The sequence below is a fragment of the Tenacibaculum sp. M341 genome, assembly GCF_004337695.1.
Classification (GTDB): Bacteria; Bacteroidota; Bacteroidia; order Flavobacteriales; family Flavobacteriaceae; genus Polaribacter.
In genome coordinates, this window is record NZ_SJXJ01000002.1 from 109,229 (window position 1) to 120,778 (window position 11,550).

At 31.1% G+C, this 11,550-nt stretch carries 11 protein-coding genes and 1 tRNA gene; 5 read left to right on the forward strand and 7 right to left on the reverse strand.

From position 1 onward, the window contains the following. Positions 1 to 50: 50 nt before the first annotated feature. From EYW44_RS02410 to EYW44_RS02435, 6 genes are all read right to left on the reverse strand, one after another. The gene (locus EYW44_RS02410) at positions 51 to 302 is read right to left on the reverse strand and encodes a hypothetical protein (protein ID WP_132722052.1); all 252 of its coding nucleotides are present in this window, start codon (positions 300 to 302) and stop codon (positions 51 to 53) included. 13 nt (positions 303 to 315) lie between these two features. Continuing rightward, positions 316 to 558 (reverse strand): hypothetical protein, encoded by a 243-nt coding sequence (locus EYW44_RS02415; RefSeq protein ID WP_132722054.1) that lies wholly within the window; start codon positions 556 to 558, stop codon positions 316 to 318. Between the two features lie 18 nt (positions 559 to 576). After that, on the reverse strand, positions 577 to 789 hold the full coding sequence (locus tag EYW44_RS02420) for a hypothetical protein (protein ID WP_132722056.1): 213 nt from the start codon (positions 787 to 789) through the stop codon (positions 577 to 579). A gap of 120 nt (positions 790 to 909) precedes the next feature. Next, entirely contained in the window at positions 910 to 2,520 is a 1,611-nt protein-coding gene (locus EYW44_RS02425) for a vitamin K epoxide reductase family protein (RefSeq protein ID WP_132722058.1), read from the reverse strand. Positions 2,521 to 2,815: 295 nt separating this feature from the next. After that, a tRNA-Ile gene (locus EYW44_RS02430) sits at positions 2,816 to 2,889 on the reverse strand. Positions 2,890 to 2,939: 50 nt separating this feature from the next. Next, the gene (locus tag EYW44_RS02435) at positions 2,940 to 3,914 is read right to left on the reverse strand and encodes a polyprenyl synthetase family protein (RefSeq protein WP_373681045.1); all 975 of its coding nucleotides are present in this window, start codon (positions 3,912 to 3,914) and stop codon (positions 2,940 to 2,942) included. Positions 3,915 to 4,034: 120 nt separating this feature from the next. Between EYW44_RS02435 and EYW44_RS02440 the strand changes: the two genes are divergently transcribed. The 5 genes from EYW44_RS02440 (at position 4,035) to EYW44_RS02460 (ending at position 11,309) form a co-directional block, all read left to right on the forward strand. After that, positions 4,035 to 4,643, forward strand: coding sequence for a TetR/AcrR family transcriptional regulator (locus EYW44_RS02440; RefSeq protein ID WP_132722062.1), 609 nt, complete (start codon positions 4,035 to 4,037; stop codon positions 4,641 to 4,643). Positions 4,644 to 4,649: 6 nt separating this feature from the next. Beyond that, entirely contained in the window at positions 4,650 to 5,993 is a 1,344-nt protein-coding gene (locus EYW44_RS02445) for a TolC family protein (protein WP_132722064.1), read from the forward strand. A gap of 8 nt (positions 5,994 to 6,001) precedes the next feature. After that, positions 6,002 to 7,180: an efflux RND transporter periplasmic adaptor subunit gene (locus EYW44_RS02450; RefSeq protein ID WP_132722066.1), complete on the forward strand. Its 1,179-nt coding sequence runs from the start codon at positions 6,002 to 6,004 to the stop codon at positions 7,178 to 7,180. Between the two features lie 17 nt (positions 7,181 to 7,197). Next, positions 7,198 to 10,704, forward strand: coding sequence for an efflux RND transporter permease subunit (locus EYW44_RS02455; protein ID WP_132722068.1), 3,507 nt, complete (start codon positions 7,198 to 7,200; stop codon positions 10,702 to 10,704). A gap of 134 nt (positions 10,705 to 10,838) precedes the next feature. Continuing rightward, the gene (locus tag EYW44_RS02460) at positions 10,839 to 11,309 is read left to right on the forward strand and encodes a regulatory protein RecX (protein ID WP_132722070.1); all 471 of its coding nucleotides are present in this window, start codon (positions 10,839 to 10,841) and stop codon (positions 11,307 to 11,309) included. Between the two features lie 36 nt (positions 11,310 to 11,345). Here EYW44_RS02460 and EYW44_RS02465 read toward each other — a convergent pair whose 3' ends face one another. Beyond that, entirely contained in the window at positions 11,346 to 11,546 is a 201-nt protein-coding gene (locus EYW44_RS02465; protein ID WP_132722072.1) for a hypothetical protein, read from the reverse strand. Positions 11,547 to 11,550 lie beyond the last annotated feature (4 nt).

An 11,550-nucleotide genomic window follows, 5' to 3' on the forward strand; every position in this document is an offset into this window, starting at 1 on the left:
ATACTTCCAGTTAAAGTTTGTTGATTAATTTTTATGCAAAAATATGTTTTTTATGCGTAAGGTCCGTCACTTCCTCCTCCATTATCGCCACCGCAAATAAAGTGTCCGTTAACAAAGTAAGGTAGTTCTAAGTAACAAGCCTGAGGTTGTCCACCGTCAAGACTAGCTCTACTTCCTGAGCAAGAATATTTGCACCAAATACCTGAATTAGGAGTTCTTCTGTGGAAGAAACTACCTCCTTTAATGTTTTGAAGCTGCTTTTTGTTAAGCGCTTCTCCTATTTTTAAAATTGATTTTTTCATATTCTGTTATTAGTTAAAAAAGACAACATGTGTCACCAGGGTATTCACAAAGAAACTTCATGAAAGTACAACCTGATCCACCTCCGTTATTTCCTCCCCCGTCATTTGATCCATCACTTACACATATGTAGTTGTCACAAAAATAGCCAGAATCACAATCTCCATTGTCATTACAAAAGGCGTTTCCACCTCCATTGATATTTTTTTGTTCAGTTTTATTTAAAAGTTTTCCTAAATTTAAAATTGATTTTTTCATAATTGAGTTTTTTAATTGTTAAAAGCATATACAGTTTGCAGATGTACCATATCCGTAATTTCCAGGGCTCCAAACTCCACCTGTATCACCGCATTCGCTAGGAGTACAACATCTTCGGTCACCATAAGAAACAAGGCACTTAAACTTTATAAGTATTGGATTTCCTCCAATAATTTCTTTTTGTGTGTCTTTTTCTAAGGCTTTACCTAAGTTTAAAATTGTTTTTTTCATAATTGAAATATTAAGACTACATTTGCGGCGAACATTTTAAGACACTCACCGAGTGTGTCTATTCTTCGCGAGAGAATATTGTTCCAAAAAACAAAGTCGTGAAAACGACTTTGTTTGTTTTTATAAGTTAGAGTATTGTGTGCTGTTTTGAAGATTTTCTTCTATTTCTTCAATGAAGTATACTAAATCAGGTCTATCATATTCTTTAGGGAATGACTTTCCGTTTATCAGTATTTCAGGAGTAAAGTTAATGGCATTTTGGTTACACCACTCTTTTTGGTTTTCTAAAACACTGATATATGTGTTTACATTTTTAGCTTTTCCCCATTTTTTTAACCAAGTGTCGTAGTCTACATCTCCGTAAATTTCATCCATTGCTTTTTCTGTAGTCTCAATATCTGTTTCGTTATAAAGCTCTAATAATTTGTTTGTAACAATAACCGATTTGTTATCAGAGTTATCGGTAGGTACATTGAAACGAATGATGATTTTTACAATGTTTGCATATTTTTTTAGTATCTCATTTAAGATAGTGTGAACAGGTCTACAATGACCACAAAATGGATTTGTAATTACAACAATTTCTAAGTTAGCATTTTTGTTACCTAATACAATTTCTTTAGGGTCTTGAATAATAGTGTTTAGTGTGCTGCTTTTTTGTAGAAGATTGTTGAATAAATTGAAGTTTCTTTTAAATTTTACAGAAGCTATTTTGTCTTTTTCTAACTCATTTACCTTGCTAACTAAAGGTTTAAGATACGCCCAAGCAACATAGGTTCCAAGGAAACTAGCTGCAATGATCAGGATTTCTTTTGGGACAATATTGATAATACTATTTAAGTTATCAGAATTATGTAAAAAAATAACAGAAGCTTGCAGCCATAAAACACCAACAATTGATAAACATAGCATACACCAAGTTTTTACAACTTTATATTGGTAGTATATTGAGTAAAAAGTAATAGGCAATGCAAGAAGACTAATGATTAATAACGGATTAAGGTTTGTTAAAAAGAAAGAAGAAATAGTTAGTCCAGTAAAATAAATGATACTTAAATCGCTTAATTTATGACCTTTGATAATTTCTGCTCCTTTAGAGCTTAATACAGCATCACAATCTTTTTTATCGTTATTTCCTGAACAAAACGCATTACCAATAGCAGTACTTTGACCAAGTTCTTGTTTTAGTATACTGTAACTAGCAACAACACCTATTATAGAGAATGCGATGTAAATATAATTTGAGATGTCAATATTGCTGTTAATAAATAAAAGTATTGCAGCAACAGAGAATAAAGATAAAAACAGTGAATTACGAATGTTGTTGTTTGAAGATGTTGCAGTAATTTGATCTGTTTTCTCAACAGCAACAATAATTCCTGTAAATTGTTTTAAAAACTCTCCTTCAGAAATAGTTTTGTCTTTTTCACTTCCAAAGTATAAGTTATACGAGGTTTTATCTTTAGATTTTATAGCTGTAACTAAATGGCTTCCGTTATCTGTGTTTACTTGTGCAATGAAACTGTCAGGTAATTGCTCTAATGTTTCTGCGTTTACAGGAACTTCAGCTGCAATGTTTTCAATATTAAAATGATCTAAAACACCAGTGATAGCATGTAAACTAGGATACGATGGATGACTTTGAATCTGAAAATCTAATTCTTTTTTATCATGAGCAATTTTACTTTTAGATAATAGTTTTAAAACTATCAGTGATAGAGAACTTTTCATAGTTGTAGATCGTTAGGTTGAATTAATGTAATCAAATATAGATTTATTTTAATAAAAATCAATGAAGTTGTGTTTTTTTTAATATTACTTCATTTGTTGTCTCTCTGGTTCAAGTTTTCGGGGTAAGTGTGTCATAATCACACCTACAAGATATCTTTTTTGTTGTTCGTTTTCTATAGAAATTGTATAAGAGTGTAGGTATTTTATATAAACGTACTTGCTTTTTGTTTTTTAGTACGTAGGTGTGGAAGGTTGTAAAAACAAAAAAGCTTCACAAAAAGTGAAGCTTTAAAGGTGGTCCCACATGGGCTCGAACCATGGACCCCCTGATTATGAGTCAGGTGCTCTAACCAACTGAGCTATAGGACCGATTAACGGATGGCAAAAATATAAACTTTTTTTAAATAAACAATGTTTTTTTAAACTTTTCTGAACATTAAATTTTCAGCAAATAATCTAAGTCCTTTTTTTGCCTCTTTTGAAATATTTAATTGAGATAAAAATTCAAAAGATTTTTCAGTATACTCTTTAATTAAGTCACTAGTTAACTTAGGAATATCATTTCTTTCAAAGATTCTGGTAACCTCAGAAATCTTGATAGAGTTATCTTCGGGTTTCTGTTGATAGAAAAATAATAATTTATCCTTGTCTTCAGTATTTGCAACTTCTAAAGCTTTTAGATATAAGAAAGTTTTCTTGTTTTCAATGATGTCTCCACCTATTTGTTTTCCGAAAGTTTCAGGGTTTCCAAAAGTATCTAAATAATCATCTTGTAACTGAAAAGCAATACCTAAATTTAATCCAAAATTATATAAATGGTTTGATTGTTCTTCATCAGCTTCAGCAACAATAGCTCCCATTTTTAAAGCAGCAGCCACTAAAACAGATGTTTTAAGCGTGATCATTTTAATATATTCTTCAATTGTAACGTCATTTCTAGTTTCAAAATCAACATCCAATTGTTGTCCATCACATACTTCAAGAGCAGTTTTACTAAAAAGTTTGGCTAATTTTTGAAAAACAACAGGCTTGTAATTTTCAAAATATTGATAAGCTAAAATTAGCATAGCATCACCAGAAAGAATCCCTGTGTTTATGTCCCATTTTTGATGCACAGTTTCCTTTCCTCTTCTCAAAGGAGCTTCATCCATAATGTCATCATGTACCAATGTGAAATTATGAAAAGTTTCCACAGCCATGGCAGCTGGTAAAGCTTCCTCAAAGCTTTGTTTAAAAACATCGCATGCTATTAAGGTTAATACAGGGCGAAGTCTTTTTCCGCCTAAATGTAAAATATAGTCAACAGGAGCATAAAGGTTGTTAGGCTCTCTTTTAAAGTCTTGTTCTTGTAAATAAGTAAGAAAAGATTCTTGATACTTCGATAAATCCAAAATAAATTTTTTGTAAAAATAAATCAATTCTAACAATTAAAAATGGGTAATGTTAAAAAATCATTAAAACTTAGGAAACTTTTTTTGTTTCTAAAGTTTCCTTGCGTACATTTGCACAGAATTATGAGAGATAAAATTTTAGAAAAGGCTGGGGAGATGTTTTTAAACTTAGGGTTTAAAAGTGTTACAATGGACGATATTGCAAGAGAGCTTGCGATATCTAAAAAGACATTGTATAAATATTTCTCTAACAAAGCATCGTTAGTTGATGCGTCTACAGATTGTCTTCAAAATTCTATAGCAGAAAATATTTCTTTAATTAAAAGTAAAGAATACAATGCCATAGAAGAAGAGTTTATGATTAAGGCAATCTTTAAAGAGATGTTTAAGAATGCGAAAGGATCTCCCATATACCAGCTAAAGAAATACTATCCTGAAATTTATGATAAATTAATGGATAAGGAAGTGTGTATGTTCGAAGAGTGTAATTCTGACAATTTAGAAAAAGGCATCGAACAAGGATTGTACAGAGAAGGAATTGATATAAAGTTAACAATGAATTTCTATTTCACTTTAGTATTCGGTATTTACGATAGCGATTTGTATACAAAGGAAATGAAAGAACTTGTGAAAATAGAATACAAAGTGTTAGAATACCATATTCGAGCTATTGCAACGGAAAAGGGATTAAAAGAATTAGAGAAACAATTAAAAATAACAAATCAAAATTAAAAACTAATGAAAAAATACATACTTAGTGTATTTACGTTCTTCTTAGTAGGTATGTCATTTGCCCAAGATGATGTATTAAGATTATCAATGGAAGAAGCCATTGATTATGCAGTAAAAAACAATTATAATAATTTAATTGCTGCAAAAAACATAGAAGCAGCAGAAGAGCGAAAATGGGAAACGACAACTATAGGTCTTCCTCAAATAAATGGTAAAGTTGATTACCAATATTGGTTAAAGCAACAGATATCATTATTACCAGCTGAAATCTTTGGAGGTCAACAAGGAGAATTTGCAGAAATAGCTTTTGGAACCAAACAAAGTATTAATGCAGCAGTAACTTTAAGTCAGTTAATCTTTGATGGTTCTTATTTGGTAGGACTGCAATCAGCAAAAACCTATTTAAAAATATCAGAACAAGCGAAAGAAAAAACTGAATTAGGGACAAAAGAAGCAGTTATTAATGCCTACGGAAATGTATTAGTTGCTGAAAAATCAATAGAGATTTTAGAAAATAACAAGAAGATTTTATCAAAAAGTTTGTCTGAGACTCAAAAAATCTATGACAATGGTTTAACTGAGTTAGAGAATGTTGAGCAATTACAAATTACTTTAGGAACTCTTGAAAACAATCTTAGAAATACCGTAAGATTAAAGGCAATAGCTTATCAAATGCTAAACATAACTTTAGGTAATGTAACTAATAAAAAGGTAGAGCTAACAGATACTTTAGAAAATTTAGTATTTCAAGAAACGGATTTATCATTATTAGCAAAGTCATTTAATTTAGAAAATCATATTGACTATAAAATGGCTAAAAATGATGAAGAAGCGAATCAATTATTAGTGAAATTAGAAAAAAGTAAAGCATTACCATCACTTTCAGCATTTTTAAACTACGGAGTAAATGCCAACTCTAATAGTTTTACTTTTTTCGATAGCAATCAAGATTGGTTTGATTACTCTTTATTAGGTGTGTCGTTAAATGTACCAATTTTTAGTAGCTTCGGAAGATCATCAAGAACAGCTCAGGCAAAAATCAAGTTAGAAAACTCTTCGATTAGATTACAAGAAATTGAACAAAAACTAAATCTTCAAGCACAAACAGCTAAAAGTGAATATCAATTAAGTATTGAAAATCATGAAACAGCTAAGAAGAATTTATCATTGGCTGAGAGGATAGAAAAGAAGCAGCAAGTAAAGTTTTTTGAAGGACTTTCATCTAGCTTCGATTTATCTCAAGCCCAAAATCAATTATATACCCAACAAAATAATTATGTGCAATCTATGTTAAACGTGATTGCCAAAAAAGCACAATTAGAAACCGCATTAAACGTACCTGTAAAATAACTAACTCAATGAGAAAGATATTCATTATAACAATAGCTTCTTTATATTTAGCTTCATGTGGAGGCAATAAAAAACAATCAGTAGAAGAAGTATTAGCATCTGGTAACTTAGAGTTATTAAGAACTAAAAAAGACGAATTACGTAAAGAAAATCAAGAACTTGTTAAAAATATTGAATTATTAGATACTGAAATAGCAAAGTTAGATACTAATAAAAAAGTACCGTTAGTAACTGTTATTGCTGTTAAAAACAAAGAGTTTGTTCATTACTTAGAGTTACAAGGAGATGTACAAACAAAAAAGAATGTTTTAGTATATCCAGAAGTACCAGGTCAATTAATCAGTGTATACGTTAAAGAAGGTCAAAGAGTAGCAAAAGGTCAATCTTTAGCTAAAATAGATGACGGAGGAATGTCAAATCAATTAGCGCAAGTTGAAGCTAATGCGGCGTTGGCAAAAACTACTTTTGAGCGTCAACAAAGATTATGGGATCAAAAAATTGGTTCAGAAATTCAATACTTACAGGCTAAAACAAATTACGAAGCGCAAAAAAATGCAGTTACTAATTTACGTAAAGCAATTGGTAAATATACAGTAAGAGCACCGTTTGCAGGAATAGTGGATGATGTAATTAAAGAGCAAGGTACAGTGGTTGCTCCTGGAATGGGGGCAGAGATTTTTAGAATTGTAAATTTAGGAGACATGTACATTGAAACAGATGTGCCAGAAGGATTTATTAGTTCTATTAAAAAAGGGAAAGATGTAATGGTTGATTTTCCAATTTTAGGTAAAACTATAGCTTCTAAAGTTCGTCAGGCAGGAAACTTTATCAATCCAGCAAACAGAACATTTAAAGTAGAGGTTGGAGTTCCTAATAAAGATAGAGAAATCAAGCCTAATTTAACAGCGAAGTTAAAAATCAACGATTATACAAATCCAAGCGCAATTTTAATACCTCAAAGTATCATTTCTGAAAATGGAGAAGGAGCACAATATGTATATGTAGTTGATAAAGCTGGTGCTGATAAAGGCACTGCTAAGCAAACTATTATTACAACTGGAAAAACTCAAGGTGACGAAATTGAAATTTTAAGTGGATTAAAAGAAGGAGAGTTAATTATTAATGATGGAGCTAGAAGTGTAAAAGATAAGCAAGAAGTGAAAATTTTAGCATCATCAACTAAATAATTTTAAAAGATATTCTGATGACAGAGCAAGAAAAAAATGTAGATAAAGAGTTTGGTTTATCTTCATGGGCAATAAATAATAAAACAACCATATATGTTTTAATGGTGTTGATATTATATTTTGGAATCTCGGCATTTTTAAATATGCCAAGAGAAAACTTTCCAGAAATAAAAGACACAAAAATATATGTGAGTTCTGTTTTCCCTGGAAACACAGCGGAAGATATTGAAAAGTTAATTACAAATCCGTTAGAAGAAAAGTTAAAAACGGTAAGTAATATGACTAAAATTACTTCTACCTCTCAAGAAAATGTTTCAATGGTAGTAGTAGAATTTAATAGCAATATTACTATTGAAGAAGCAAAGCAGAAGGTAAAAGATGAAATAGATGAAGAAGTATCAGGTGAAGATTGGCCTACGTTTAATGGGGCTAAAGTTGAACCTAATGTTTTTGAACTGAATATTTCGGAAGAAACGCCAATTTTAAATATTAATATTTCTGGAGATTATACTGTTGAACAACTAAAAGAGTATGCAGAATATCTTCAAGATGAAATAGAGGATTTAAAAGAAATAAAGAAAGCTGATATTAGAGGAGCAGAAGATAAGGAAGTTGAAATAGCAGTAGATGTATATAAAATGACAGCTGCTAAAGTTAGTTTTCAAGATATTTTGCAATCAGTAGGAGGAGGAAATGCGACAGTTTCAGCGGGTAATATTATCTCTAGTGGTCAAAGAAGAACGATTAGGGTTTTAGGAGAGATAGAAAAAACCTCTCAATTAGAGAATTTTGTAATCAAATCAGAAAGAGGAAATCCTATTTATTTAAGAGATATTGCTGTAGTTACTTTTAAAGATAAAGACAAAACTACCTATGCTCGTGAAAATGGAGCGTCAGTGGTAATGCTTGATATTAAAAAGAGAACAGGTGAAAACATGGTACGTGCAACAGAGCAAATACGAGAAATTGTAAAGAAAGCTCAAAAAGATGTATTGCCAAGTAATTTAAGAGTAACCTTAGCAAATGATCAGTCTTCAAAAACAATAGGTCAGGTAGATGATTTAGTAAATAACATCATTTTTGGGGTTATTTTAGTAGTAACAGTTTTAATGTTTTTCTTAGGACTTAGAAATGCATTATTCGTAGGTTTTGCAATTCCAATGTCTATGTTCATGTCGTTAATGATATTGAATCTGTTAGGGTACACTATGAATACCATGATTTTATTTGGTTTAATTATGGGACTTGGAATGTTGGTAGATAACGGTATTGTGGTTGTAGAAAACGTATATCGTTTAATGGATGAAGAAGGTATGAGTAGGCTAGAGGCTGCTAAAAAAGGTATTGGTGAAATTGCTTTCCCAATTATCATTTCTACAGCAACTACTGTAGCAGCGTTTGTTCCTTTAGGTATGTGGCCAGGTGTAATGGGGCAGTTTATGATCTATTTCCCAATTACGTTATCAGTAGTATTAGGTTCATCATTATTTGTAGCAATATTCTTTAATTCGGTATTGGTATCTCAGTTTATGAACACTGAGGATAAAAACATGCCATTAAAAAGATTGATTGTTTTAACAGTAGTATTGGCTGTGTTAGGAATATTAATGTTAATTGCTGGTGGAGGTAGAAGTTCATTAGGAGTGTTGTTAGTGTTTGCTGCTGTCAATTTCTGGATTTATAGATATGTTATGCGTCCAGCGGCTAATTATTTCCAAAGAGAAATTTTACCAAGATGGGAGCGTTTTTACGAACGAATCATTAGAGCTTCTTTAAAAGGTTGGAGACCGTATGCAATTACAGGTGTTACTTTTATGATGTTATTTGTAGTGTTTGGAGTATTCGGAAAAAGAATGGGAGAGAAGAAGGTAAAAGTAGAGTTCTTTCCAGATAATACGCCAAACCAAGTAATTGTATATGTTGAATATCCTCAGGGTACAGATATAGAGAAGACCAATCTAATCATGAAAGATTTGGAAGAGCGAGTAACTAAAATTATTAATTCTTCTAAATATGTAGATAATGGGTATAACTTTTTGGTAGAAAGTTCGGTTACTCAAGTGGGAGCAGGTTCTGGAAATCCACAAACTGACGGAGGTTCTACAGCAGAAATGCCACATAGAGGTAAAATTGTAGCTTCTATGAGAGAATACAAATATCGTAGAGGATCTGATAGTAAAGAATTGAAGAAAGAAATTACAGAAGCTTTACAAGGAATTTATCCAGGACTTTCAATTTCTGTTGAAAAAGATCCAGTTGGTCCACCAGCAGGGTACCCAATTAATATTGAATTAGAGGGGAAAGATTATGCTCAGATGATAGAAGTAGCTGAAAAGATGAAAGATTTTATCAATACAAAATCAATTCCAGGAGTTGCTGAAATCAAAGTAGATGTAAATAAAGCTAAGCCTACTATGTTGGTAAATGTAGATAGAAAAAAGGCAGGAGAATTAGGGGTAAGTGCTTCTCAAATTGGTCAGCAGCTTAGGAATTCTGTTTTTGGGGCTAAGGCTGGAGTTTACAAGGAAGATGGTGAAGATTATGATATTTATGTTCGATTTGATAAAGAGAACAGATATAATACAAATGCAATATTTAATCAGAATATCACTTTTAGAGATATGGCAACTGGTCAAGTAAGATCTATTCCTGTATCTACATTAATTAAAAAGGATAATACTTCTGGATTTAGTGCAATTAAACACAAAAACGGAAAAAGAGTGGTAACCGTATATTCTGCTTTAGCTCCAGGTTTTACTGATGCTGGTGCAATTGTAGCTCAAATTAAGGAAGAGATGGGTAGTTTTACTGATTTACCAAAAACTATTAAAGTAGATTATACAGGTCAAATTGAAGAGCAAAATAAACAGCAAGCATTCTTAGGAAGTGCCTTTTTTGCTGGATTAGGATTGATTTTCTTGATTTTAATTTATCAGTTTAACTCTATTTCTAAGCCTACGATTATTATGTTAGCTATTTTCTTGAGTTTGATTGGTGTGTTTGGAGGAATTATGATTAGTGGTTCGCCTTTTGTGATTATGATGACAATGATGGGAATTATCTCTTTAGCGGGTATTGTGGTAAACAATGGTGTGGTACTGCTCGATTATACCGAATTGTTAATTGACAGAAGAAAAGTAGCACTTCGTTTAAATGAAGATGAAATGATTGGAGTAGATGATTTAAATGAGGCAATTGTTACTGGTGGTAAAGCACGTTTACGTCCTGTATTATTAACAGCAATAACAACTATTTTAGGATTGATTCCTTTAGCTACAGGATTAAATATTAATTTCTACACATTAGTATCAGAGTTGAATCCTCATATTTATGTAGGAGGTGATAATGTGATCTTCTGGGGACCATTAGCATGGGCTGTAATTTATGGACTTGTAGTGGCTACATTCTTAACATTAATAGTAGTTCCAATATTATTCTATTTAGTAAATAGATTTAAAATGTGGATTAAAGGAAGTAGAAGAAATAATATTCAAGAAGAAGAATTGTATGAAATAGGGAATTAGATTTTTTAAAATTAGTTTAATAACAATTAAAACCTTATCGCTTTAAAAGTGATAAGGTTTTATGTTTTACAAAGTTTTTATTTTTAAACTTTTCAATATTTAAGTTTTCATTTGTATTCCATAGTTTTGCTGGTATGAAAAAAGCAGTGACTTCTATTGAAGAGATTAAAAGAAAGCTAGAGAGATATTGTGTGTATCAGGATAGATCACACAAAGAGATTGAAAAAAAATTAGCTGAATATAATTTAATAGAAGAAGCAAAAGGAGTCATCATACTTCATTTATTAGAACATGATTTTTTAAATGAAGAACGTTTTGCTAAGAGTTTTGCAAGAGGAAAGTTTAGAATTAAAAAGTGGGGGAAGCAAAGAATTACGAGAGAGTTGAAGGCTAGAGATATTTCCGCTTACAATATAAAAACAGCTTTAAAAGAGATTGAGGAGACTGATTATTTAGAAAGTTTAGTTGATTTAATTAATAAGAAAAATAAAGAAGTCAAAGAAGAGAATATTTTTAAGAGAAAGAAAAAAATTTATGATTTTCTCGCTTATAGAGGATATGAATCTGATTTGATATTTAAATATATGAACGAAATTATAAATTAAAAAAACGCTGTACCAATAATAGGTACAGCATTTTTTTTAGTTGCAAATATCAGGAAAAACATCACAGATATCTGGTAAAGGAGGAATTGTATGTTCATACCCGCCTTCACAAGGTTCGTTTATTTTATTTCCAAAGTCATCACATTTACATGCGGGATAGTAGTGTCTACTTCCGTTTATTTCTTTTTGTTCTTTTCTGCTTAGGCTTTTTCCTAAGTTTAAAATTGATTTTTTCATGATT

Excerpts from the sequence above, each read along its gene's own strand:
- EYW44_RS02425 (WP_132722058.1), bottom strand. The coding sequence starts at position 2,520 with ATGAAAAGTTCTCTATCACTGATAGTTTTAAAACTATTATCTAAAAGT.
- EYW44_RS02465 (WP_132722072.1), bottom strand. The coding sequence starts at position 11,546 with ATGAAAAAATCAATTTTAAACTTAGGAAAAAGCCTAAGCAGAAAAGAA.
- EYW44_RS02410 (WP_132722052.1), bottom strand. The coding sequence starts at position 302 with ATGAAAAAATCAATTTTAAAAATAGGAGAAGCGCTTAACAAAAAGCAG.
- EYW44_RS02455 (WP_132722068.1), top strand. The coding sequence starts at position 7,198 with ATGACAGAGCAAGAAAAAAATGTAGATAAAGAGTTTGGTTTATCTTCA.
- EYW44_RS02440 (WP_132722062.1), top strand. The coding sequence starts at position 4,035 with ATGAGAGATAAAATTTTAGAAAAGGCTGGGGAGATGTTTTTAAACTTA.
- EYW44_RS02460 (WP_132722070.1), top strand. The coding sequence starts at position 10,839 with ATGAAAAAAGCAGTGACTTCTATTGAAGAGATTAAAAGAAAGCTAGAG.
- EYW44_RS02445 (WP_132722064.1), top strand. The coding sequence starts at position 4,650 with ATGAAAAAATACATACTTAGTGTATTTACGTTCTTCTTAGTAGGTATG.
- EYW44_RS02420 (WP_132722056.1), bottom strand. The coding sequence starts at position 789 with ATGAAAAAAACAATTTTAAACTTAGGTAAAGCCTTAGAAAAAGACACA.
- EYW44_RS02450 (WP_132722066.1), top strand. The coding sequence starts at position 6,002 with ATGAGAAAGATATTCATTATAACAATAGCTTCTTTATATTTAGCTTCA.
- EYW44_RS02415 (WP_132722054.1), bottom strand. The coding sequence starts at position 558 with ATGAAAAAATCAATTTTAAATTTAGGAAAACTTTTAAATAAAACTGAA.